Annotated in this window: 24 protein-coding genes and 1 tRNA gene; 13 read left to right on the top strand and 12 right to left on the bottom strand. The window is 42.9% G+C overall.

Annotated features, from left to right (window positions below):
- Positions 1-11 precede the first annotated feature (11 nt).
- Genes CC90_RS0114440 through CC90_RS0114430 form a run of 3 tightly spaced genes read right to left on the bottom strand, consistent with a single transcriptional unit; the run spans position 12 to position 3037 of the window.
- Positions 12-1019, bottom strand: a complete 1008-nt coding sequence (locus CC90_RS0114440) for a FecCD family ABC transporter permease (RefSeq protein ID WP_051869623.1) — start codon at positions 1017-1019, stop codon at positions 12-14.
- Positions 1020-2003, bottom strand: coding sequence for a FecCD family ABC transporter permease (locus CC90_RS0114435; protein ID WP_031391466.1), 984 nt, complete (start codon positions 2001-2003; stop codon positions 1020-1022). It abuts the gene before it with no gap.
- A gap of 5 nt (positions 2004-2008) precedes the next feature.
- Positions 2009-3037 (bottom strand): ABC transporter substrate-binding protein, encoded by a 1029-nt coding sequence (locus CC90_RS0114430; protein WP_031391465.1) that lies wholly within the window; start codon positions 3035-3037, stop codon positions 2009-2011.
- Between the two features lie 260 nt (positions 3038-3297).
- Between CC90_RS0114430 and CC90_RS0114425 the strand changes: the two genes are divergently transcribed.
- The 6 genes from CC90_RS0114425 to vanT all read left to right on the top strand — a co-directional run bounded on the left by CC90_RS0114425 (position 3298) and on the right by vanT (position 9775).
- Positions 3298-4269, top strand: a complete 972-nt coding sequence (locus CC90_RS0114425) for a helix-turn-helix transcriptional regulator (RefSeq protein ID WP_051869621.1) — start codon at positions 3298-3300, stop codon at positions 4267-4269.
- A gap of 303 nt (positions 4270-4572) precedes the next feature.
- Entirely contained in the window at positions 4573-5280 is a 708-nt protein-coding gene (vanR, locus tag CC90_RS0114420) for a VanR-ABDEGLN family response regulator transcription factor (protein WP_031391463.1), read from the top strand.
- On the top strand, positions 5207-6403 hold the full coding sequence (gene vanS, locus CC90_RS0114415) for a vancomycin resistance histidine kinase VanS (RefSeq protein ID WP_081906017.1): 1197 nt from the start codon (positions 5207-5209) through the stop codon (positions 6401-6403). Before vanR ends, vanS begins: the two co-directional genes overlap by 74 nt.
- Positions 6404-6549: 146 nt before the next feature.
- The gene (locus tag CC90_RS0114410) at positions 6550-7395 is read left to right on the top strand and encodes a M15 family metallopeptidase (protein WP_031391461.1); all 846 of its coding nucleotides are present in this window, start codon (positions 6550-6552) and stop codon (positions 7393-7395) included.
- Positions 7396-7409: 14 nt separating this feature from the next.
- Positions 7410-8588, top strand: coding sequence for a D-alanine--D-serine ligase VanG (gene vanG, locus CC90_RS0114405; RefSeq protein WP_081906016.1), 1179 nt, complete (start codon positions 7410-7412; stop codon positions 8586-8588).
- On the top strand, positions 8585-9775 hold the full coding sequence (gene vanT / locus CC90_RS0114400) for a serine racemase VanT catalytic subunit (protein ID WP_081906015.1): 1191 nt from the start codon (positions 8585-8587) through the stop codon (positions 9773-9775). Before vanG ends, vanT begins: the two co-directional genes overlap by 4 nt.
- Before the next feature lie 162 nt (positions 9776-9937).
- Here vanT and CC90_RS0114395 read toward each other — a convergent pair whose 3' ends face one another.
- The 6 genes from CC90_RS0114395 to CC90_RS0114370 form a co-directional block, all read right to left on the bottom strand.
- The gene (locus CC90_RS0114395) at positions 9938-10696 is read right to left on the bottom strand and encodes an ABC transporter ATP-binding protein (RefSeq protein WP_031391458.1); all 759 of its coding nucleotides are present in this window, start codon (positions 10694-10696) and stop codon (positions 9938-9940) included.
- Between the two features lie 3 nt (positions 10697-10699).
- Positions 10700-13078 carry an ABC transporter permease gene (locus CC90_RS0114390; protein WP_242843312.1) on the bottom strand — a complete coding sequence of 793 codons (2379 nt, stop codon included), beginning with the start codon at positions 13076-13078 and terminating at the stop codon, positions 10700-10702.
- Positions 13029-14171 carry a HAMP domain-containing sensor histidine kinase gene (locus CC90_RS0114385; protein ID WP_031391456.1) on the bottom strand — a complete coding sequence of 381 codons (1143 nt, stop codon included), beginning with the start codon at positions 14169-14171 and terminating at the stop codon, positions 13029-13031. Before CC90_RS0114385 ends, CC90_RS0114390 begins: the two co-directional genes overlap by 50 nt.
- Positions 14168-14854, bottom strand: a complete 687-nt coding sequence (locus tag CC90_RS0114380; RefSeq protein WP_031391455.1) for a response regulator transcription factor — start codon at positions 14852-14854, stop codon at positions 14168-14170. The genes CC90_RS0114385 and CC90_RS0114380 overlap by 4 nt, the downstream gene beginning before the upstream one ends.
- Positions 14855-14987: 133 nt before the next feature.
- Complete coding sequence (locus CC90_RS23765; RefSeq protein ID WP_081906014.1) at positions 14988-15164, bottom strand: MerR family transcriptional regulator; 177 nt, start codon at positions 15162-15164, stop codon at positions 14988-14990.
- Between the two features lie 201 nt (positions 15165-15365).
- Positions 15366-16298, bottom strand: coding sequence for a helix-turn-helix transcriptional regulator (locus tag CC90_RS0114370; RefSeq protein ID WP_031391454.1), 933 nt, complete (start codon positions 16296-16298; stop codon positions 15366-15368).
- Between the two features lie 155 nt (positions 16299-16453).
- Between CC90_RS0114370 and CC90_RS0114365 the strand changes: the two genes are divergently transcribed.
- Positions 16454-16963, top strand: a complete 510-nt coding sequence (locus tag CC90_RS0114365; protein ID WP_031391453.1) for a cysteine hydrolase family protein — start codon at positions 16454-16456, stop codon at positions 16961-16963.
- Between the two features lie 249 nt (positions 16964-17212).
- Here the strand turns inward: CC90_RS0114365 and CC90_RS0114360 are convergent, their stop codons facing one another.
- Entirely contained in the window at positions 17213-17983 is a 771-nt protein-coding gene (locus CC90_RS0114360) for a class I SAM-dependent methyltransferase (protein ID WP_031391452.1), read from the bottom strand.
- A 239-nt stretch (positions 17984-18222) separates the two neighbouring features.
- On the bottom strand, positions 18223-18672 hold the full coding sequence (locus CC90_RS0114355) for a hypothetical protein (protein WP_031391451.1): 450 nt from the start codon (positions 18670-18672) through the stop codon (positions 18223-18225).
- 317 nt (positions 18673-18989) lie between these two features.
- Here CC90_RS0114355 and CC90_RS24660 point away from each other — a divergent pair, with 317 nt between their 5' ends.
- Positions 18990-19658 (top strand): hypothetical protein, encoded by a 669-nt coding sequence (locus tag CC90_RS24660; protein ID WP_132038541.1) that lies wholly within the window; start codon positions 18990-18992, stop codon positions 19656-19658.
- Positions 19659-19670: 12 nt separating this feature from the next.
- Here the strand turns inward: CC90_RS24660 and CC90_RS0114345 are convergent.
- Positions 19671-19758 (bottom strand) — tRNA-Ser (locus tag CC90_RS0114345).
- Positions 19759-19919: 161 nt separating this feature from the next.
- On the opposite strand from CC90_RS0114345, the gene CC90_RS0114340 reads away from it, so the two are divergent.
- Genes CC90_RS0114340 through CC90_RS0114320 form a run of 5 tightly spaced genes read left to right on the top strand, consistent with a single transcriptional unit; the run spans position 19920 to position 24632 of the window.
- Entirely contained in the window at positions 19920-20993 is a 1074-nt protein-coding gene (locus CC90_RS0114340; protein WP_031391449.1) for a 6-phosphofructokinase, read from the top strand.
- Positions 20994-20996: 3 nt separating this feature from the next.
- Entirely contained in the window at positions 20997-22568 is a 1572-nt protein-coding gene (gene dnaX, locus CC90_RS0114335; protein ID WP_031391448.1) for a DNA polymerase III subunit gamma/tau, read from the top strand.
- A 33-nt stretch (positions 22569-22601) separates the two neighbouring features.
- Complete coding sequence (locus CC90_RS0114330; protein WP_031391447.1) at positions 22602-22952, top strand: YbaB/EbfC family nucleoid-associated protein; 351 nt, start codon at positions 22602-22604, stop codon at positions 22950-22952.
- On the top strand, positions 22952-23548 hold the full coding sequence (recR, locus tag CC90_RS0114325; protein ID WP_031391446.1) for a recombination mediator RecR: 597 nt from the start codon (positions 22952-22954) through the stop codon (positions 23546-23548). Before CC90_RS0114330 ends, recR begins: the two co-directional genes overlap by 1 nt.
- Before the next feature lie 37 nt (positions 23549-23585).
- Positions 23586-24632, top strand: coding sequence for an aldose epimerase family protein (locus tag CC90_RS0114320; protein ID WP_031391445.1), 1047 nt, complete (start codon positions 23586-23588; stop codon positions 24630-24632).
- Positions 24633-24776 lie beyond the last annotated feature (144 nt).

Below are 24776 nucleotides of genomic sequence, written 5' to 3'. Positions count from 1 at the left end.
CCCGTAACCTCCTATCTTTCCTTTATCATCAAGTAAATAAAATACGGAACCCCCACTATGGATACGACGATTCCGACCGGAATCTCCAGAGGGGAAAACAGATTTTTTGCTATAACATCGGCTCCTACTAAAAGAATGCTGCTGATCAAAGCTGCCATGGGAAGCATTTTGCCATGTACCGGGCCTGTGAGTCTTTTGGCGATTTGCGGCCCTAAAAGTCCCAAAAATGCTATGCTTCCGGCAACAGAGGTGGCAAGTGCCGCCAAAAAAGTGGCAAGAAGCAGAAAGAGCAAACGTTCCTTTGGTACGGATAACCCTACTCCTGCCGCCAGTTCATCACCCAGAGCCAGCACATCCAGGTTCTTACTGCGAAATAGCACTGCCCCGATTAGGAGAATGACTAGAGGTGCTGTCAGGAGGATATAGTTCCAGTTGCTGCCCCAGAGGCTTCCGTTAGTCCAAGTCAGTACCTGATTGTAATCCCCTTTGGACATGCTTAGCTGATAAAAGGAAATCACAGCTAAAATGCCGCCGTTTACTCCGATTCCCGTAAGAATAAAGCGAACAGGACGGATGCCACTCTTGGAGGAAAGAAGGTAAATAAGCCCTACGGAAAGCAAGGATCCTGTCATCGCCAGCAGAGGCATTCCCAGAATAGTAAGAACCGGAAGGGTGGAGTAATAGTCGGTAGTTCCTGCCGAAATCCAGAGTACCACGAATAATGCGGCTCCTGCATTAATTCCGATCATCCCCGGTTCTGCCAGGGGATTTCTTGTAATGCCCTGAAGGATTCCTCCCGAAACGCCGAGTGCTGACGCTACGATGACAGCCAGAACAATTCTTGGCAGGCGTATCTGAAAAACGGTGAAATTCTGCAGCTTGCTCCCGCTTCCTAATAGGGTTTGTACTATCTGAAAAGGAGATATGTGATAGCTACCCACCATAAGAGCTATGAGGACAACTGTTAAAAGGAGAGACAGACAAACCGCTGCTCTAAAACCGTATTTTTTCTCTTTCATCTATCTTTTCTCCTTTCTTACCAGCATTAAAAATACGGGAACACCCATGCAGGCGGTAAAAAGTCCCACAGGAAGCTCATAAGGAGCCGAGATAGTCCGGGCGGCAATGTCCGCCAGTACGAGGATAGTGCTTCCATATAAAAAGGAAAGGGGCATTAGCCTGCGGTAGTCATTTCCTATCAGCTTGCGTATAATATGAGGTACGAACAACCCCAGATATCCAATGTTGCCCGCAGCCGCCACACAGACGCCGCAAATCGGGACGAGGTACAATATAATAAGAAGCTTTATCCTTTCCGGAGAAATCCCCAGCCCGGCAGCAGCATCATCACCGAGGCTGATAATGTTGATTTTTCCGGCGTAAGAAAATGCGAGTATGGAAAAAAAGCCGCCGGCTGCAGCGACGACAGCTACTTGAACCCAGCCGGCCTGACGCAAGCCGCCCGCTACCCAGAAGGCCAGTTCCTGTGAGCGGTTTCCCAATAAGGCCACCACGGAGGCTAGGGAAAGAAAGAAGGTACTTAGGGCCGTTCCGGCCAGCAGGATTCTGGAAATGCTCTGATTAGAGGCTTTTCCCATGGTAAATACGAGTATCAGGATGCCGCTCCCGGCAGCGCCCAGCAAGCCCATGAAAAAATTGCCGTATATGCCGCCCGCAAAGGAGGACACTGCGGCAATGGATACTGCCAGCGTAGCCCCTTGGGTTACACCCATGACGGAAGGCTCCGCGATAGGATTGCGCATAATGCCCTGCATCATAGTCCCCGCCAAAGAAAGCATCCCGCCTACCAGTACGGCCAAGAGCATTCGAGGCAGGCGCACCTCGCGTACGAGTTTGGCATTTAGAGAATCATCATAATGAAAAAAAGCCCGGTAAATTTCTGAAACGGGGATATTTTTCGCACCGATATGAACGGACATAATCATGCCCGCAAATAACAGCAGCACACCGGCTGCTGTTAAAATGATCGTATTTCTTTTCATACTATTTATTGCTCCATTAAACCGGTAAATTCCGCTAAAAAGACTTCCCTTCCAATACAGCTATAACCCATATTGAAGTAAGGGCTGGAAGGAAGCTCTACTACATTTCCGTCTTCTACAGCGCGCATACTGTTATAGATGCTGCTTTGCTTTAAACTCTCCATATCCGCTTCGGTAGCCGCTACAAATATGTAATCGGGATCCAACTCGGCAAGTCCCTCATAGCTTATTACGGGCAGACTGATGTTATCCTGCGCGGGCATATTGGCAGGCTTGGCAAGTCCCATATCCTCGTACATTACGCTTCCGATTCCTGCAGCATCAAAGACATAGAGCTGCCCGCCGCTGGCAAGAAATGCCAGATAGGTTGTTTCTTCACCGTAAGCTGCTTTGATTTCTGTGCCCTTGTCGCTTGCCTTCTTATCATAATCCGCCAGCCACTGTGAGGCTACATCTTCCTTTCCCATAATTTTTGCAAAGGCATTGATGTCATCCCGCCAGTTAATTTGTGCCAGTTCGATCATGACGGTAGGAGCAATTTCCTGAAGCTGCTCATACATTTTTTCCTGAACACTGGAAATGATGATCAAATCCGGCTCTAACTCCAAGATACCCTCGATATCCATAGTGTCCTGCATGCTGTAGCCAAGAATTTTAGCATCCTTTAGAGTGTCTTCTAGATAGGAGGGGAATTTGGTATAATCATAAGCGTCAGAGTTCGCAGTACCTATGACCGTGTATCCGTACACACTTAAAATATCGCTGTTTCCGCTTAAGTCAACGATACGTTCAGGATTTGCAGGGATTACAACCTCGCCTCTGGCGTCAGTAACGGTAATCGTATCCGCTTCGGCAGTGTCTGTCTCACCGGTGCTTGGACTTTCGTCTTGTTTCTCATTTGGATCATTACTTGGATTTGTACTTTCTGCTGTATTTACATTACCTTGTGTTTCTGCTGCTGAACTGCCGCAGCCCGCTAAGACACCAAAACTCATCACGGCGGTTGTCAATAATATTATAAATTTTTTCTTCATTTTTTCATTTCTCCTCGTACCTGCGCAAATTTTTCTTATGTTGCGAGCTTACGGCGCAGACAAAAGCTCGCAGAAATAGAAGAACATCTTTTTCGAAAAAGTTAGTTTCAACTAACGACCTTTGCATTATAGCAAAGCGGTTAGTCGTATGCAACTATTTTATCTTTTCTCATTATTTTATTATCTGATTGAATTATTTTTACAATCCAATATAATAAAGGTTATGAACAATGCAAGAATTATGAAGAGAGGAGGTCTATATGTATCATTCAGAAAATCCTAATGAATTTCGCCGGATTATGTTGCGCGAGCTGGACTTTCAGGCTATAGAAAAAGAAAATTATACTTTATATGAAAATCCGAAAAACGGCTATTTTCACCTTTATACAAAGCCGGGCTTTTATGATTTTGGAATTGCCGATTATACCATTCCCCGTTCTTTTGTGGTTCAGTTCAACACGCCGGAGCCTTTTTTGCGCTTTGGAATCGTTTATGAAGGTAAGACGAGATTTCAATTGGAACGTCAGCCTGTTTCCTCCTTTGAGTCTTCCGCTTTTCTTGTACTGGAGAGAAATTTGAAAGGGAGGCAGGCGTGGAAGCCCGGCGACCATTTTTATGGAGCAGAATTTACGATTTATCCGGCATTCCTCCAGGAAATCGCCATTCGTTTTCCTGACTTTAACCCCTTGGAGCAATTTTCGGAAAATCATACCAAGCGTTATCTCCCTGCGGAAATTATGGTTATTTTACAGCGCTTGTTAATAAGGGACGAAGAAGACTGCTTGAACGGTCTTTTATTGGAGGCTGCAATCTTAGAGTGCATGGGAATTCTTTTGGAGAGCAAAAGGTATCAGGCGCGTACCTCATTTTCCTATCAGAAGGATTTTCAGAGCATTCAGCGCGCCCATAATATACTAACGGAGGAGTTCACTCATCCTCCAACCATCGAGGCACTCAGCCGGACGCTGCTTATTAATTCCCAGAAGTTGAAAGCGGGATTTTTCGAATATTACCATATGACTATCGGAGAATATACTGCTTCTCTAAGAATGTCCCATGCCGCAAACCTACTTGTAACGACGGAGAAGAGCATAGCTGAAATTGCCAGGGATGCGGGGTATGGTTATCCCTCCAATTTTATTAAGAAGTTCCAGAAGACATATGGCTGTACTCCGCTGAAATATCGGATGAGACGTTATCAGGCGGATTCGGGATTTTATCATAATACGTAGAGTATAGGGGCTGCATAACAAAAAATCGGGCACATACAGGGTTTTTAGGTATCCCGTGCCAATTCGCCCAATGGTGATGGCAAGCCATGTTTTTTGCTTATATATTGTTATTATTCTGATGTCCGCATATAATATTGCTTGAAACCGAAAGGGCTGGTGATTACGGATTATATTTCCGTGCAGCAAACTGCTAAAAAATAAGAAAATCTTAATAATATCTTATTCTAAAAATTACAAATTATTTATGACTATTTGCTAAAATAAGACGTTATTTACAATGCAAAGGAAAGGAGCATTATATTTATATTGGAAAAAATACTTGTTGTAGACGATGAACATGAAATTGGAGATTTAATTGAATTATATTTAACAAATGAAGGCTACACTGTTTTTAAATTTTATTCAGCAAGGGATGCTCTTGCCTATATTGTGACGAACGAACTTGACCTTGCAATATTGGACGTTATGCTTCCGGATATGAATGGGTTTAAATTATGTCAAAAAATCCGGGAGAAATATACTTACCCGATTATTATGCTGACAGCAAAAGATGAAGAAATTGATAAAATTACAGGCTTAACATTAGGTGCAGATGATTATATTACAAAGCCTTTTCGACCTCTTGAAATGGTAGCAAGAGTAAAAGCGCAGCTACGGCGGTATAAAAAATACAATCTGTCACGTTCCGAGGATACGGAAGATACTGTCATCGTCCATTCAGGTTTGGTAATGGATATTAAAACACATGAATGCCTTTTGAACGAAAGGCCGCTTGCACTCACTCCTACTGAATTTTCTATACTCCGTATTCTTTTAGAGCAGAAAGGCAGTGTCGTAAGTGCAGAAGAATTGTTTCATAGAATTTGGAAAGACGAATATTACAACAAGAGCAACAACACGATAACCGTTCATATTCGTCATTTGCGTGAAAAAATGGATGATACTGTGGACAATCCGAAGTACATCAAAACGATATGGGGAGTGGGGTATAAAATTGAAACACAAATATAGAAAAGTTAACAAAGCTGATTATGCGCAACTGAAATCAAAGATGTTCTTTCGCCTTCTTGGTATGGTAATTATTGCTTTCATAGTTATTTCTGTTCTATATACATTTTTATGGCGGAATAACGGCGGTGATTGGATTGTTTCTATATTCCGGCGGAGTCTCAGAATAGATTATTATGGTGCTCTTAGCCTGTATCAGCAAATATTTCGTAACAATAGGAATATAATTTGGATGGCGGCTATTGCTATTATTTTTTTTGTACTGCTTCGCTTTTTCCTTAATTGGTTTACTCAATATTTTAATATAATAAATCAAGGCATTGATGCTTTGCTAAATGAAGATGAATCAGAAATCCAACTATTACCCGAAATGTCGGCTATAGAAAAAAAGTTGAATACAGTAAAACAAACGCTTGAAAAACGCAAACTGGAAGTGCAGTTGGCAGAACAGAGAAAAAATGATTTAGTCATGTATCTTGCGCATGATATAAAGACACCCCTTACATCTGTAATCGGGTATTTAAGTTTATTGGAAGAGGCGCCCGATATGCCAATGGAACAGAAAACTAAATATCTGCATATAACCCTAGATAAAGCATATCGTTTAGAAAAGATGATAAATGAGTTTTTTGAAATCACGCGCTATAATCTGCAGCAGATCAAAATAGAAAAAGGAAATGTAGACCTTTATTATATGCTCGTACAATTAACAGATGAGCTTACGCCTATTCTCTCTTTAAATGGAAATAACGCAATACTGAAAGCTGACGAAAATCTTACTGCTTATGCCGACCCTGGAATATTAGCAAGGGTCTTTAATAATATATTGAAAAATGCGGTGGCTTACAGCTATCCGAATACAGAAATTATTATCTCTGCCGAGGAGCAGAATGACAAAGTAGTAATCTCATTTCAGAACCAAGGACAAACGATTCCGAGGGAAGAGCTATCTGCAATTTTTGAGAAGTTTTACCGGATGGACGAAGCCCGAACTTCAAATACAGGAGGCGCTGGCCTTGGTTTAGCGATAGCAAAGGAGATTGTATCTTTACATGGCGGAAACATTGAAGCACAAAGCGAAAACAATACGATTATATTTACTGTTATTTTGCCGCAGCCGGTTTAGGAAAATATCAATCGGATATTAGGATTTTCTTAGGAATTAAATAACTGAATATTAAAATCAATGTAGCTTCTGTTTGGTAAGATAATTACTGGACAGGAGCTTTTTATATCTGCATTTATCCAAATGGCAAAGAAGGGTTATTATGAATGAAAGAATATTCAAGCAATGATGATATTAATAGACATAAACATAAACCGCGCAAGAAATTAAGACGCAAAGCCCGGCTCCTCAGACGCATACGTTTATTTTTATTAGCTTTATTGGTGTGTTACTGTCTTGCTGCAACAATGTTGGGTTTTGGTCTGTTATCAAACAATGATCCGGTTGGCGAAGATAAACAGCCTAAAATTCTTAATTCTGCCGTTGAGACAAATGATACCGATTTTCATGCCGATTCAATAGCCAATGAGGAAAACAATCTTGATAAAACCGATGCTGAAGAAACCGCATGGTGTTTGATTTTAGTAAATAAATGGAACCGCATTCCGGATGGATACGAGGTAGAATTAACAGAATTTGCAGACGGACAATGCATAGATAAACGGATATATCCGGCATTGCGGGAAATGTTTGATGCCGCAGGAAGCGATAACATTTATCCTGTTGTAGCGTCTGGGTACAGAACCACACAAAAACAGCAGAATTTAATGGACGAAAAAATTGCTGAATACCAAGCCGAGGGCTATGCATTCGAAGAGGCAACGACTAAAGCCGAAGAGTGGGTAGCAATTCCCGGAACAAGTGAACACCAGTTGGGGCTTGGAGTGGACATCAATGCGGATGGTATTCATTCCACCGGAAAAGAAGTATATGAATGGCTCAGTCAAAATAGCTATAAATTCGGGTTTATCCGTCGTTATCCGGCTCATAAAACAGATATAACGGGAGTAATTAATGAGCCTTGGCATTATCGTTATGTCGGAATGGAAGCTGCTGAAGATATATACAATCAAGATATTTGTCTGGAAGAATATCTCAATAAAACAAACTGAAAGAGGGCTGTTCAATGAACTTGGAAAATAATTTTAGAAAAGAAACTGAAACTGCGTTACAAAAGGCAGCGGAAGATATTGCAACTTCAAAAGATTTCAAGGAAAGCGTGAATAAAAAACTTCTAAAGCGTTGTCCGCAATTACGCCAAAATATTGCAGTTATTTTTGGCGGTTGTTCATCAGAATACAGCGTGTCGCTTGAATCTGCTTATGCGGTAATCAGCCACATGAATAAGGAAAAATACACTCCCATATTGATAGGTATTTCATCAAAAGGGAATTGGTTTAAGTTTGATGGTGATATTGAAAAAATAACAGCAGATACATGGTGTAATACTTTTGATTGCACCCCCGTAATGGTATCGCTTAATAGAGCTGAACATGATTTGCTTATGTTTGAAAATAACAAAATTGAAAAAGTTCATATTGATGTGGCTTTTCCCGTCTTGCATGGAAAAAACGGTGAGGACGGAACGGTGCAGGGGGTGTTTGAACTTGCGGGTATTCCCATTGCAGGCTGCGGTACTCTTTCTTCTGCGTTGTGCATGGACAAGGATATAGCACATAAGCTCGTTCGTGCGGCGGGAATATCTGTTCCAATTTCTTTTGTTCTTGAAAAGAATATGGACGAAGAAGAGGCCTTTATACAAGCAGAACGGATAGGATATCCCCAGTTTGTAAAGCCGGTAAGGGCAGGATCATCTTACGGCATTACGAAAGTAACAAACCGCCATGACTTTCCGGCGGCTATAAAGTTAGCCTTTGAGTATGATGAAAGGGTCATTATTGAAGAGTGCATTTCTGGTTTTGAGGTAGGCTGCGCCGTTTTAGAAAACAAAGATAATAACCTGATTATTGGTGAAGTAGATGAAATAGAACTTGCAGACGGATTCTTCAGCTTTACTGAAAAATATACGCTGAAAACGTCTGCTATTCATGTTCCCGCACGAATAGACGCTGTGACAGCAGAAAAGATGAAGAGAACGGCAAAAACAATTTTCAAGGCATTAGGTTGCCAGGGATTTGGGCGAGTTGATATGTTTTTGTCTGCTTCCGGAACAATTGTATTTAACGAGGTAAATACAATCCCCGGATTTACAGTTCATAGTCGTTTTCCTAATATGCTGAAAGCTGCCGGTATGTCACTTGAGCAGATTATCTCAACAGCGATTGAACGGGCAGTGAATAAATGAAGACTGTAGTTTTACCGCAGCATCGTTTTTATACTGGAAATCTTATTTCAGCAAATGCCCAGTATCCTTATCGAGAGGGACGCGCATGGATTGAACTTAATTCCCAAAACCTGCGCCATAACGTCAACGAACTATACAATTTGTTACCGTCCGGCTGCCAGCTGATGGCGGCAGTAAAAGCTGACGCTTACGGCCACGGTGCTGTTTTAGTATCAAAGGAATTAAATTCTTTAGGTGTTCACTGTTTTTGCGTGGCTACTGTTTTAGAGGGGGTAGAACTCCGGCGTAATGGTATAAAAGGGAAAATTTTAATTTTAGGATATACCTGCCCCCAACAGTTTTTTTTATTGAGAAAATATCGCTTAATTCAGACTGTAATTGATTATGCATATGCAAAGATACTAAATGCTTATGGTAAAAAAATCAAAGTACATTTAAAAATTGATACAGGCATGCACCGTTTAGGCGAACGCAGCGAAAAAATGGATGATATTTGTAATATCTTTCACTGTAAAAATCTTATTGTAGAAGGTGCTTATACTCATTTATGCGCTGCTGATAATACCATGACGCAGCAAAAGGCCTTTACTATGAAACAGGGAACGATTTTTCTTGAAGTGATTTCCAGGCTAAAAGAGCGTGGCTATAGTTGTCCTAAAATACACTTGCAAGCAAGCTATGGATTGTTAAATTATCCTGAATTATCGGGAGATTATGCGAGAATTGGAATTGCGCTTTATGGGGTGCTTAGTAATCGTGAAGATATGCTTAATAGTACTATAGATTTACGCCCTGTACTTTCTGTTAAAGCAAGAGTGGCGTCGGTAAAAGATTTATTCAAGGGAGAAAACGCCGGATATGGTTTACAGTATACTGCCAACCGGGATAAAAAAATCGCTGTCCTTGCAATCGGATATGCTGATGGCTTACCTCGTTCATTGTCCTGCGGAAATGGAAAAGTCTTAATAAACGGTTGTGAAGCACCAATTGTAGGCCGTATCTGTATGGACCAAACATTAGTTGATATATCTGATATTCCTAATGTCACGAGTGGGGATATTGCCGTTGTAATTGGAAAATCCGGCAACTCTGAAATAACAGCCTATGACCTGGCGGAACAAACAAAAACAATCACGAATGAGCTGTTAAGCCGTTTAGGGGCACGGTTAGAAAGAATGATGATTTAATAAAATAGCGAAAATGCAGAGGGGATCATGTCAATTTCATGAGTATAATAAATTCCCCAAGGCACATCCGCTCCGTTATCTCCGTGATAGACACCATGTGTAGGTAATGCTTTTATGCCAAACCAATTATCTGCAATTGTATTCCATTGCTGCTTCCTGTACCTAAATCCCTACAGCAGCCATCTGTGCGAGTACCTTTTCGGTTTTTGCCTCCATATCCTTCCCGTTGAATTTTTGCAGCAGGAGCTCGGAGACGATATTTCCGTCTTTCGTAAACAAAATTCTGTCGGCGTGGGCTGCAATCTTCGCGTCGTGGGTTACCAGCAGAATCGAGGTGCCTTCCCTGTTGATGCCTACCAGCAACCCCATGATTTCCTCGGCCGATTTGGAATTAAGCGCACCTGTCGGTTCGTCGGCAAAAAGGATTTCCGGCGAGTTTATCAGTGCGCGGCAGATACCGGCCCGCTGAAGCTGCCCACCTGAAACTTCGGTGATATCCCTTTTTTCAAGCCCATCAATTCCTGTTTTACGCATCAGTGCCTTTGCCCTTTGCCCCAGGGACACAGTATCCTTTTTGCCGTCCCCAACGGCGGGGAGGATGATGTTATCCAAGAGGTTCAGATTTTTCAGCATAGTGGGCTGCTGAAAGATAAAGCCCATTTTCGTACGGCGTACATCCGCAAGTTCATTTTCCCGGAGTTTAGAAAGCTCAGTATCGCCGAACTTCACCGACCCGTCCGATATATTATCCATACCGGAAAGCGCGAACAACAGGGTGGATTTTCCAGAGCCTGACGGGCCCATAACGGCGACAAATTCACCTTTTGTAATTTCAACATTTACCATATCGAGCGCCTTTGCCTGTTCAACGCCTTTTCCAAAGATTTTTATGATGTTTTTTCCGGTAACGATGTTTTCCATGACTTATGCCTCCTTAATGTGTTCGGAAATTTTGAGCGGGCGGATGTCTGATACGCCCAGTAATGTGGCGATATACACACATGTCGCAATCAACAGCGGGGAAACCATGTAGGCGAAGAACGGGTTGACCACAAAGTTGAAAGCGGTCGCGCCGAATGCGGATACAATCGCAACGCCAACGTACTCGCCGAGCGTGTTAGCCATAATCGTTCCGATGATAACGCCCAGCGCTAACACAATTACGGAGCGTGTCAGATATTGCCTGCGAATACCCTCGCTTGTGAAGCCCATTGATTTCAGAATTGCGATGGAATAGCGGTCTTTGGCCACCAGCATCTTCATAAACAGCACCGTGACCAGTACGGTGAGAAGAACTGTTACCCCTATCGCGGCATATGAAGCCATCTTAACCGAACTTATCATTGGGCCGAACATCTGGCTGATATTTTCCTCAACGCCGTAGACTTTAGCGAAAGGGAATTGCCCTTTATACTGCGCTATGATTGCTTCAGAGTCTGCACCCGTTCGGAATGTGATTGGGATACCGACCGACAACATATCCCCGGAGCTGGTCTCAAAAATGGCTTGCGCCGTCCTGCCGCCGCTGGTAATGTCGGAGTAAACCCCGCTGACCGTCAGCCGCTTATCAGCACCGTCAACTGTTAAGACGATTTCATCACCAATGGTTTTTGCGAGGTCGTCTGCGTACAAGGTTGAAATGGCGATCTCCGATGCTGTTTGTGGAACCGTTCCCTGCGTATAGGTAATGGGATAGGCCGTATGGTCGCCCAAGCTCACCCTCAGCTTCTGCGTAGAGCCGTCGTCCACTTTCATATCAAACATTTTGGTAGTTATCATGGTGTACTTTTCCACATTTTCGTCTGTTGCCAGTGAATTTGCCGCTTCCGTGCCCTTTTGGGTGACGTCCTCCGCCTGTGTGGGTTTAATATACAAAGTAGCGTCACATATCCCCATGCCCATGTAGGTGATGAAGCTCTTTGCCGAAATTGTATTATAGATGTTCTGCGGCACAACCATAATAAAAGATGAGATAATCAGCACCGTCAGCATTGTCACATAGAGCTTCTTGCGGGTAAGAATATCCTTGATTCCGAGAAAAACATTCCGGGGAAAAATCCGGTTGTTACTCAGCAGGAAGCCTCTCGCCGATTTTGATTTTTCCCGGGGTGAGCCGAACCTGACCGCTTGCGCTGCAGATATTTTCCGAAAGCGCCGCAGCACACCGTTTACATACATCAAAACTACGCCGTAAATCGCCGCTGCGCCGACAAAGCCGCAAAGTAAGCCCAACAGGAATGTCTGACGATCGCTTTCGCCCATGTATAGGCGGATGTTTTGCTTGAATGGCTCTGAGAGCGGAACGGAGAGCAGGAATCCGAGCATGCAGGCTATTCCGGCGATGACGCTGTATTTTGCGAGGTAGAGTTTTTTGATGCTGCTCACCCGCATTCCAACGGCCTTTAACACGCCGATTTCCCTGTAATCCTCCTCAATTTTCGCTAGCAGCGTAAAGCGGATGCACAAAAACGCCACGATAATTACCAGTATGACAATCAGTGCCAGTACGCCGATCATGATGCCGTCCGTGAGGCCGTTCACCAGCCTTATTTGCGCATATGTGATGGCGGGCGGGCCGTTTGCCGGAAGTCCCGCATCGAGATAGGCGGTCTCAAAATCCGCGTAGGAAACGCCGTCACATAACCGAAACTCTATGAGCTGTTCCAGTTGCCCGAACTCCAGGATTCTTTCAAAGTCAGCTTCGCTCACAAGGAATCGTTTGGAGGACACAAGCGCTGCGTTCATTGTGGAATCCCGCAAGAATCCCGCCACGGTAAAATCCACGCCATGAATAGTAACCTTGTCGCCGAGCTTTGCATTACCTTCCTGCATATAGTAAATGGGGAAATAAATTTCGCCGTTTGAGGGGCTGATGATTTTGTTGTCTAAGCCGAGCAGGAAATCGAATTTCTCGCTCTGTATGGAAAAGCCGTTGTCCTGTACACTGTCAGCAAGGGAGTTGTCTCCAATCACAATTTCGGCACCGTCGATGTTAAGAAACGGCAGTACCTGATAATCCTCCACAGACTCTTGGTCGGCGGCGAAGTTCCGAAGTTGTTCCATATCCACATCGCCGGTGTGCATCTGTATAAAATGGATTGCCTTTGCCGAGAGCAGTATATTATCAACAGCGCCTGATAAATTTACGGTTAGCGAAGCTGCCAAAGCGGTGAGCATAGCCGCAATCAGGATAAATGCTGTGATTGTTGCGGTAATCAGCTTGCTTTTGCGTATGTCGTTCTTAATGAAATTACTATACATTTCTACCTCCGCTTTTCTTATTTTTGGGCAAGCGTAAAACAAACATCTTTGTGTAGGGTGCGATAGTGTCCGACACAAAGACCTCGCCGGAATGCTGCTCCGCCACCTTTTTCACAATGGCAAGCCCCAGTCCCGTTCCGCTGCCCGAGCTTCTTGAATCGCTGCCGGAAATAAAGGGTTCGAACAAATTTCCGGCAATTGCTTCAGGGATAATCACGCCGCTGTCCGCAATTTGAATGATGATATGTTCATATTCTTCCGTCAGGCTCACAGACAGCAGAGTGCCCGCCGGGTTATGACGAATCGCATTTGTCAGGAGATTGCCGATGGCGCGGCTCATTTCCAGTGAATCTATTTTGAGAAATACAGGTTCTTCGGGCAGCAGCAGGTTAAGTTCCATCTGCTTATTCTCTATTTCGCCGAAGAGAGAGGCGCAAGCCACGCGAAGCAGTTCTGCTATATCGGCGGAAGCCAGTTTCATTTGATACTGCGGCGCGCCCAGTTTGGAATAAGAAAGCAGTTGGTCAACCAATGCGTTCATTTGGTCTGATTTTGCTTTGATTGCCATGTGGTACTCCCGTTGCTTATCCGCATCATCCACCATGCCGCTTGCCAGAGCGCCGGCATATCCGGTAATTGTCGTCATTGGAGTTTTCAAATCATGGGCGATATGCGAGAAAAGTCGCATCCGCTCGTTTTCCATAGCCATGCGTTTTTCTTCGTAGTCTTTGAGTTTACGTGTCATGTGGTTGAAGGCATCTCGCATTTCTTTGAACTCGGTTTCTGTTTCAAAATCCAGCAAGATGTTTAAATTGCCATTTGAAACCTCACTAAAGCCCTCTGCCATGCGCCCGGCAGGATAAGAAACTTTGCGGCTTATACTACGCGCAAAAAGGGCAATTCCCACACAGTATACTGCCAATTGCACCAGCCCCCATAAAATAACCAGTGCGATTTGGCGCGGTTCCATACCGGCTGCTATACCGGGGATTCCGTCATATGGGAAATCAATTTCAGCGCCATACACAAGAGCATTAAATATATCTTCAAATATAGATATGACAATCTCAATTCCGAGGAAATAGCCGATAAACCGAAGCACAACGGTTCTCAGTATGCTGTGTCTTCGCTTCATCTTTGCGCCTCCAACCGATACCCCAGCCCACGAACTGTCCCGATGGACACCCCGCAATCGCCGGTAAGCTTGCCGCGTAGCTTGCTGATGGCGACCATCACCGTATTGTCGTCAACGGCGGCCGCTTCCTGCCATGCGGCATCATATATCTGCTGTTTGGTAAATACGCGGCCGGGGCTCTGCATAAACAGCTTCATCATGTTAAATTCTGTGGCGGTGAGCTGTATACTTTCATTGTCGGAGTGCAGGCTGCAAGCAGAGGTATCCAGCGTCAACCCGCCCACTGTCAGCAAAGCCGCGCTGGAATCCGCCGTCTGTGCGCCATGGCGGCGCAGTCTTGCTCTGATTCGGGCAATCACTTCCAGAGGGTCAAAAGGTTTTGTTACATAATCATCGGCTCCGAGATCAAGCCCCAAGATTTTTTCGTGGTTTTCCGTTTTCGCACTCAAGACGATAATGGGAAGATTCCCACGTTCCCGCAAGGCTTTGATAAGCTGGTAGCCGTCAAGCTCCGGCATCATAATGTCGATGATGGCCAGATCAATTTGCGCGGAGTCGGCCTGTTTAAGCGCCTCTAATCCGTTCTCGGCCTGTACCGTAGAATACCCGTCCTTTTCAATATACAGCCGCAGAAGCTCACGGATTTCTTTTTCGTCATCCACAATAAGAATGGTTTGGTTCACGGTTTATCCCTCCTTGTTTATTTTTCATCTCCGGGCTGTAAAGCTATCATAACAGCCGAACCTTTCAGTTTATCCAATCGAACTTTAATATTGGCTTAACATTACCTTTCAGTTACCTTAAACTTTATAAAATTCAATCAGGTTGTTTTTTAAGTCTGCCGTCCGCTGGCTTTTCCGCGTTCTCCGGAATAGCCCATGTCCAGCCCAGCCGGTACACGCCCTCAATGCGGCCTTGCTTACACAGAAGCTGTATGCGTCGGTCGGAGATTCCCCATTTCTCACCGGCTTCTTTTGGCGTGATGTATTTCATAACCTCATCTCCTTTGCATAAGTTATTACTACATATTATATACGATAGAACGAATAATATCGAGTCATGTGTTTATGCATTACTTATGTCCGTGGAAGATGGCAAACAAAAAGGCCCCGCCGCCTTCCGGAGTGAAACGGATGGCGGCAGGGCAAATCTGTTGCGGGTGCATTTCTCAAATTTAAATCGCAACACCTTGTTCTAGTTTTCGTATAAGGCAGCTATATCATGTATCCTGCGCTTCATTTCTGTGCGGATATGTAACGGCTCTAAACACTCGCATTTATCTCCGAAACTGAAAAGAATATTGTAGTAGTATTCGTTCTCTATGAAAGGAAAACTAACAATGTAATGCTCATCACCGTCTGGTGAAAAGTGTTCATAAGTACAATAATCAAGTACCCTGTCCATGGCAGACTTATGAATACGAATTTTGATTTGTATTTGCATAGTTGCCAAAATATTAGCAAAATCTAACTGCGGTTTTTGATAATCCCGTGGCGTAAAAAATTCCTCTTGTATTTGCAGGTTTGATATGCGGGATAGTCTGAATAAGCGGAAATCATTTCTTTTATGGCAATATCCTTGCAAATACCAATGACTGCTTTTCAATACAAGCTGATACGGCTCGGCTGTTCGTGCAGTTCTATTTCCGTGGCGGTCTGCATATTCAAACGAAAGCAGCTTGCTTTCCTGTAAAGCTGTTTTGATAATCTCTAAATATGGTTGTATGTTCCTGTTGCCCATCCACGGACTTAAATCTATATATATTTGATTTGCTTTTAATTCAATGTCTTTCGCTTTGTCGGCGGGGATAAAACTTTTGACTTTCGCAAGGGCATTTACCAGTTCATCACCTCGTATCATGCTGGAAAGACCGGAAAGCCCCATCAAGATAGCGGAAAGGTCGGCAGTCGAAAAAACCTTTCTATCAATCTTGTAGTTCTGCATAATTTCAAAGCCACCGCCCACTCCCGATGCCCCGCGAACAGGAATACCCGCCATGTTGATAGTGTCTATGTCGCGGTAGATTGTGCGGGGTGAAACTTCAAACATATCTGCTAACTCCTGTGCTCCTATACGCTTTTTATCAAGGAGTATCATAATAATGCTAACAAGCCTGTCGACTTTCATCTGATAGCCGCCTTTCAAAATTTCTTTTTTTCATCATAGATTGTTGCCATAATGATGTCAACAATTGAATGGTACAATAAAAAAGCAAACAAATCAATCTGTTACTGTTCACTCCGTTCACAGTAACATTCATCTACCGGTCAGGAGGAGACAATATGCAGAAAAAAGCCTTAGTAATAATTGATATTCAAAATGACATAACAAAGAATTACAAGAATATTATTGACAATATCAATAAAGCTATTGATTGGGCAGTCAATAATAATATTCATGTTATTTATATAAGGCATGAAAATTTATCAGATGGCACGAGGACTTTTAAACCCAATACACATGGGTCGGAATTAGCTTCAGACTTGAAAATAGTATCAGAAAATGTTTTTACAAAATGCAAAGGAAACGTATTAACCAGTGAAGAATTTACAGACTTTATTAGTAAAAATGAAATATGTGATTTCTATATAGCAGGAGCAGATGCTGTCGCTTGTGTTAAATCAACCTGTTACAACTTACGTAAAGCAAATTATGGTGTTAATGTTCTATCAGATTGCGTTACCAGTTATGATAAAAGGAAAATTGACGAAATGCTGCGTTATTATGAAAGTAAAGGCAGTAAAATCATTAGTTTAAATGACTTGTTACCTAATCACATCTTTGAAGCATAGAAACATTACTGAACTCAGTCGATAGGCCAACATACCCGCTGCACAAGCGGAAAAGAAAAAATCGTTGTTCGGCGTGGTATTGCTTTGCCCTAAAACACAAAAAAGCCCGGTAACACTGGACTTTTTTGTGCGTTAACATTGTAACAATATTGACGTCTCCTTATGGAATAATAGTGGAAAAAAGATTTTTCAGTTAGGTTAAATAGTACCGGGCAGACAGGCAATAAATCCGAATTTGTCGTTTTCGTATTATAGCTTTCTTGCCTTAAAGCATAGCGAAATAGGTACCATTTTTGCTTTCTTTGTCTTATCGCTTATATCTTCCGTTGATTCCATTGTTGCGCTGTCGTTTTGTTCAATCATCTGTTCAATAACAAATCCAGCCTTAGCCAAAGCATTAACATATGTTGATATTTTACGATTACATAAAATTATTTCACTATTATCAACAGGCATTGTAAAATACGATTCATCAAAATAGCTTTTACTGAAAACTAATTTATCATTTTCAATAATATCTTTGCGTTCAGAACAAGACCACGCTACACAATAATTCAATGTATGATGCCAACTAAAAATAAAAATCCCGTCTTTCCTTAAGTAAGAAGCTATATTATCAAAAGTACCCTGTAAATCAGTTGTCCAACCTATTCCATAAATCGAATATACATAATCAAAATAGTTCTTAGGGACATCAAGTTCTGCTTCCATAGGGGAACATATAAGATTTGCTGTGTATCCGTTTTCAGATAAAAACTTTTTCGCATTATTGAGCTGTTTTGGGGATAAATCTACACCCCAAAGTTCGCCTGCATTTCTATCTGCATGATACTTTAATGAATGTCCACTACCACAACATATTTCTAACATCTTCTTGCCAGAGACATCTCCAAACAAATGTAAATCATCTTCTGTTACAAATTTCACTCCATATTCTGGAAGCGCGGTTGTTCCAAACCAAAAATCAGCATTTGCATCCCAATAGGATTTGTTATTTTCAATAATTTTACTGTTATTCATCAAAACCTCCATTTCAAATTCAAACAAAATTACTGCTTATATATACGCGCAATAAATAATCAGCTTTTCCCAATTTTGATTTTCCAGAACACCTTTCATATTTTACATATATTTCGACCCCCTTCATGCTGCACATCAGGATAAAAACAAATGCCCTCAATTTATTGTTGCTCTTTCAGCCATATTCCGTCTGACTTTTCAAACAGATGCAGATAGGGAGCGATATACAATATAGTTGTTTACTGTGAAATACTAAGCTTTTGGGCATATTTATATGACTGACCTAATAAATAGGACAACAAAATAAAACTAATAATAGTTCCCTCGCGAATATAAAACGGAACATGTGTGAATACAACCAAAATTAATATGATGCCAAAAAAAAATGCATCAAGTGAAAATCGAACTGTAGTAAGCTTCGTGTGAAATAGATTACTTAATGTGATACAAAAGCCTTCCAACGGAAAATTTATAATACCAATTGCAAGTAGTATCCCTAATGTGGTTGACGAAAGAAATAGACCGATCACAAATGTGCCTATTTTTGCAGCTGATACATCTGTTAGCGTAAGAGCTAAAGCATTGAGCATGCTTTGGCCAATATTCGACTTAATCTGTAATGAAATACCAAATCCAAACAATATAAACATGATAAGAGACACTGATATCTTTTTTATTTTTATAGACATTTTTTCACCTCCAAATATATAATACAAGAAAGCAAATTAAAAGAATATGATAAATTTCACAAAGAAGGGGGCATATTATGATTGAATTACTTCCTCAACTATATACTTTAGGGCAACCCAAAGTTTTCCCTAAAGGTACACATATTTATCATACGCACCTGCCGGTTAATCAATGTTATTACATTATTAGCGGTATCGTTAAGGTATAATATTTTAACAATATTATACTGCGCCGAGCAGAGCGAGTGTGCATAAACATACTTTGTCCGCTTGCGGACAAGGTATATATTGATCACCATAACGGAAAGAGGTCTGTATTGGACTTTTTTAACAGCGGTGATTGGCTGGGAGAGATTTCGATTTTTACTCATGAAGATACCATAAAAGAAAATCAAGTTTTAGAAGAAGTTCATTGTCTGGAGTTTGATTTGGATATGCTGCAAAAGCATTGTAATTCATCGGCCGAAACATCATTCTATTTTGCTCAATATCTGGCAAACAAATTGATAGCCAGAAGCTACAGAATGAGTGAATACATGAATTATTCTTTGGTTGAGAAACTGGCTCAATTTATAATACAATATGAAGAAAACGGAATTTACTCAATTTCTCATACAGATGCATCTGAGTATTTAAATGTTAGCTATAGACATGTTTTATATATAATTAAAAAATTTTGCGATCAAGGAATACTCAAGAAGGAAAAAATTATAAGATTACAGACTATATCCAACTCGAAAAGTATGTATCCAGTCACGGTAACGGACAATAATCTATCATTCGAACTTGCTGATTTTGTGGCAAATCGTCTGCTCGTCAATTGTCTGCTGGATGGAGGAAAGCTCCTTTCCGCGCGAATCAGTATAGATCCCCAGGAGGGTTTTCTGTGTCTTAAATCCGTGGGCGGCAAAGATATTGGCAGGCGAGGTATTCCCCCTAAGAAAGCCTTATGCCATGCAGCTTTGACCGCATGGCATTTTTTTTGACTAAAATTATGACGGAGATGAAGGGATTTGAACCCTTGCGCCGGCGAACCGACCTACCGGATTTCGAATCCGGACCCTTCAGCCACTTGGGTACATCTCCAGTTTGTAATTCAACAGATTTTATTCTATATTATATTTTCTATTTTAGCAAGATGCTTAGTAAATTTTTTGACAAAATAGAAAGTTTACTATAAAATGCGTAATATACGGAACTGTTTAATGGCCCGGAAAAATCAAGACATTTTTAATGGAGGAAGACCGATGAAAAGAATTGGAATGCTAACAAGCGGCGGAGATTGTCAGGCTCTTAACGCGGCAATGCGCGGAGTGGGGAAATGTCTTTTTAATAGTGGAGAACAAGTAGAGATTTACGGATTTTTAGAAGGCTATAAGGGGCTGATTTACGGCAATTTCCGTATGCTGGCCAGTACCGATTTTTCGGGAATACTCACTAAGGGCGGAACAATACTTGGAAGTTCCAGAACTCCTTTTAAGCAGATAAGAGAACCGGATGAGAACGGAATCGATAAAGTGGATGCGATGAAACAGAACTATCACAAGCTGCGTCTGGACTGTCTCGTAATTTTGGGTGGAAACGGAACCCATAAGACGGCCAATCTTCTGCGCGAGGAAGGGCTTAATGTCGTGACCCTCCCCAAGACCATCGACAACGATCTGTGGGGGACGGACATGACCTTCGGCTTTCAGAGTGCTGTTAATATCGCAACAGAAGCCATCGATTGCATCCATACAACAGCAGCTTCCCATGGACGGGTATTTATCGTGGAGGTAATGGGACATAAAGTTGGATTTTTGACGTTGAACGCCGGAATTGCCGGAGGTGCTGATATTATCCTCATCCCCGAGATTCCTTACGATATCGATAAGGTAATTCATAAAATTGAAGAAAGAAGTAAAAACGGACGTAAATTTACGATTTTAGCAGTTGCGGAGGGCGCCATTTCCAAGGAAGACTCCAAGCTGTCGAAGAAAGAATATAAAGAAAAATTAAAAAATTACAAATTCCCTTCTGTTTCCTACGAGATTGCGCAGCAAATCAAGGATAAAACCGGCCAAGATGTGCGCGTTACCGTTCCCGGACATACGCAGCGCGGCGGAAGCCCCTGCCCATATGACAGAGTATTTGCAAGCCGCCTCGGCTCAGAAGCCGGCAAGATGGTTTTGGACGGAGAGTACGGCTGTATGGTAGGCTACAAGAATCGTGAAATAGTAAAGGTTCCTTTGGAAGAGGTGGCGGGAAAGCTGAAGATGGTTTCTCCTGAATCCGGCGTCGTCAAGGAAGCCAAAATGTTGGGAATAAGCTTTGGAGATTAAACTATGTCTTATACCGCGTTATATCGCAAGTTCCGGCCTAAGGGCTTTAAAGATGTCAAGGGGCAGGACCATATAGTAACCACGCTGAAAAATCAAATAAAAGCAGAACGCATCGGTCATGCATATCTTTTCTGTGGAACGAGGGGAACTGGTAAAACCTCGGTGGCAAAGATTTTCGCCAGGGCGGTAAACTGCCAAAGCCCGAAGGATGCAAGCCCCTGCGGGGAATGTGCCCTATGCAGGGCAATTGCATCGGGAGCCAGCATGAACGTTATCGAGATAGATGCTGCCTCTAATAACGGTGTGGATAACATCCGCGAAATCGTAGATGAGGTATCCTACTCTCCCGCGGAAGGAAAATATAAGGTTTATATTATCGACGAGGTTCATATGCTATCCATAGGAGCCTTCAATGCCTTGCTGAAGACCCTGGAGGAACCTCCCTCTTACGTCATTTTTATACTGGCGACCACGGAAGTCCATAAGATACCGATAACGATATTGTCCAGATGCCAGAGATATGATTTTCGCAGAATTACCATAGATACAATTTCCGACAGGCTGATGGAACTGATGCAGGCAGAAGGTGTACAAGTAGAGGATAGGGCTCTTCGCTACGTCGCCAAGACGGCGGATGGCTCCATGCGAGACGCTTTAAGTCTGTTAGACCAGTGTGTTGCCTTTCATTTTGGCGAAGAGCTTACCTATGACAAGGTGCTGGATGTGCTTGGTGCAGTGGATACTGTATTTTTCAGCAGATTGTTCGCACAGGTTCTGGATAGAAACGTATCCGGCTGTATAGAGCTGTTAGAAGAGATAGTCATTCAAGGAAGGGAATTGTCCCAGTTCGTGACTGATTTTACATGGTATTTGAGAAACCTTCTTTTGGTGCTTACTTCTGATGACATTGAGGACGTTATAGATGTGTCCAGCGAAAATTTGGAAAGGCTGAAGGAAGAAGCACAGAAGACGGATATGGATACAATTATAAGATATATCCGCATTTTTTCCGAGCTTTCAGGGAAGCTTCGTTATGCGACCCAGAAAAGGATATTGGTAGAGATATCTCTTATCAAGTTGTGCAAGCCAAGCATGGAGACGGATGAACAGTCCTTGCTCGGCCGGGTGAGAGAGCTGGAGGATAAAGTAGAAAAAGGTGTGACCGTAGTAATGCCCCAAAGTGCCGGTGTTCCGGACAGAGGGCGGACGGAGCAGATAAAACGGGCAAAAGCAGAGCTGCCCAAGGCAGTTCCGGAGGATGTAAAAGCAGTGGTGGAACGGTGGCCCTCTATAGTAATGAATACGGACCAGCCGATGAAGACCTATCTCAAAGATGCCAGACTGAGTCTGGGAGGGGATAACAAGCTGATAATAGTGGTGGCGGACGGGTTGGCCTCCGACTACCTGATGAAGAATCCGGACAATAAGGAGCAGTTGCAGCGCATCATTTCTGATGCGGTACAAAAAGAAATCGAAGTGAACGTACAAGGCATAGGAAGCGATAAAGAATTTGAAGATTCGTATATCGACCTGAGCCAGGTCATTCACATGGATATAGAAATAGAAAATGAATAAAGAATAATTTGAAAATAGGAGGATTGAAAGCAAATGGCAAAGCGTGGAGGATTTTCCGGAGGTATGCCGGGCAATATGAATAATCTGATGAAGCAGGCACAGCGCATGCAAAGACAGATGGAAGAAAACCAGAAGGAAATGGAGACGAAGGAGTTCATCGCGGCAGCAGGCGGCGGGGCCGTTGAAGTTACGGTAACGGGCAAAAAAGAAATCACAAAGGTGAAGCTTTCTGCGGAGGTAGTAGATCCTGAAGATATCGAGATGTTGGAAGATTTGATTGTTGCGGCAACGAACGAAGCGCTTCGTCAGGCAGAAGAGGCGAATGCGGAAGTAATGAATAAGATGACCGGCGGTTTAGGTCTTGGAGGAGGCTTGCCGTTCTAATGGACCTATACAGCGGACCTATTAATAAATTAATCGATGAATTATCGGGACTTCCGGGAATCGGTGCGAAATCGGCGGGGAGGCTGGCTTTTCATTTGATCAATATGCCCAAGGAGAGAGTTCAGCGGCTGGCGAACACCATATTGGAGGCAAAGGAGAACGTCCGCTACTGTCAGAACTGTTTTACGCTGACTGACCAGGAATTATGTCCTGTGTGTGCAAATGGAAAAAGAAACCACGGCATCATTATGGTCGTAGAGAATACCAGAGATCTGGCGGCTTACGAGAAAACAGGCAAATACGAGGGAGTATATCATGTGCTTCACGGCGCTATTTCCCCCATGCTCGGCATCGGACCAAGCGATATTAAGCTGAAGGAGCTTATGGCGAGGCTGGAAGGCGAGGTAGAGGAAGTAATCATAGCTACCAACTCCAGTTTGGAGGGTGAGACTACGGCTATGTATATTAGCAAGCTTATCAAGCCCGTCGGAATAAGAGTGACCAGAATCGCCAGCGGGGTGCCGGTAGGCGGAGACTTGGAGTACATCGATGAGGTAACGCTGCTTCGTGCTTTGGAAGGAAGGACCGAGCTATAACAATATAAGAGCGAAAGAAGAGATGGAGGTAATTAGGATGGGTATAAGAACAACGCGATTTGGAGAGACGAACGACGGAACGGTAATTAATCTTTATTCCCTGGAGAATAAAAATGGAATGCAGGCACAGATAATCAATTACGGTGCTATACTCCAGAGTCTCTGTGTACCGGATAAAGACGGAAAGTTTGCAGATGTGGTTCTTGGCTATGGAGACCTTGAAGGCTATTTTGTCAATGCTCCCAATCACGGAGCGACGATAGGACCGAATGCCAACCGTATAGCGGGAGCGTCCTTCGTACTAGAGGGTGTGACCTATAAGCTGGATATGAATGACGGGCCGAATAACCTGCACAGCCATGCGAGTCTGGGATATCATAAAAAAGTGTGGGATGTGACAGAGGCTACAGAAACCAGTATTGCTTTATCTTTGGAGACCAAGGACGGAGAGTTGGGATTTCCAGGAAATAAGAAGATAACGGTAACCTATACGCTTACCGATGATAACGAGCTGCGGATTCACTATCATGCGACCAGCGATAAGAATACGATTATAAATATGACGAATCATACATATTTTAACCTGGCCGGACATGGCGCAGGCGAAATCTATGACCATGTGCTTACCATAAATGCGGGCAATTATACACCGGTAGTGGAGGGAGCAATTCCCACTGGTGAAATCGCACCCGTGGCAGGAACCCCTATGGACTTCACAAGTCCCAGACGTATCGGAGACAGAATCGACGACGATTTTGAACAGCTTAAGCTTACGGGCGGTTATGACCACAACTGGGTATTGGGTGGAGAAGAAGGTACTATGCGTCATATTGCCACCGTGGAAGAGCCTTCCAGCGGAAGAATTATGGAAACCTATACAGATCTGCCGGGCGTTCAATTCTATGCAGGCAACTTTATGACAAAGGATACCGGAAAGGGCGGCATTACTTACAATAGAAGATATGGCTTATGTCTGGAGACTCAATATTATCCCGATACGGCAAACGAACCCTCCTTCCCGTCAGCGGTTTTCGGGCCGGACAGGGAATACGATACCACCACTGTTTACAAATTCGAAGTATAATACAAACTTGGTCCTCCAATAAGGATGTTTACGAAAATCATAGATGTTTAGCGCATAGCCAAACGATTACTGATGAATTGTAAATAATCTTTATTGGAGGATTTATTTCGTTTTGGAAGTTAAATAATTGCTTGATGAGTAATA

The sequence above is a fragment of the Kineothrix alysoides genome (assembly GCF_000732725.1).
Lineage (GTDB): Bacteria > Bacillota > Clostridia > Lachnospirales > Lachnospiraceae > Kineothrix > Kineothrix alysoides.
Note: the sequence above shows the minus strand (reverse complement) of the source record. Positions and strands in the feature narration are given on the sequence as shown.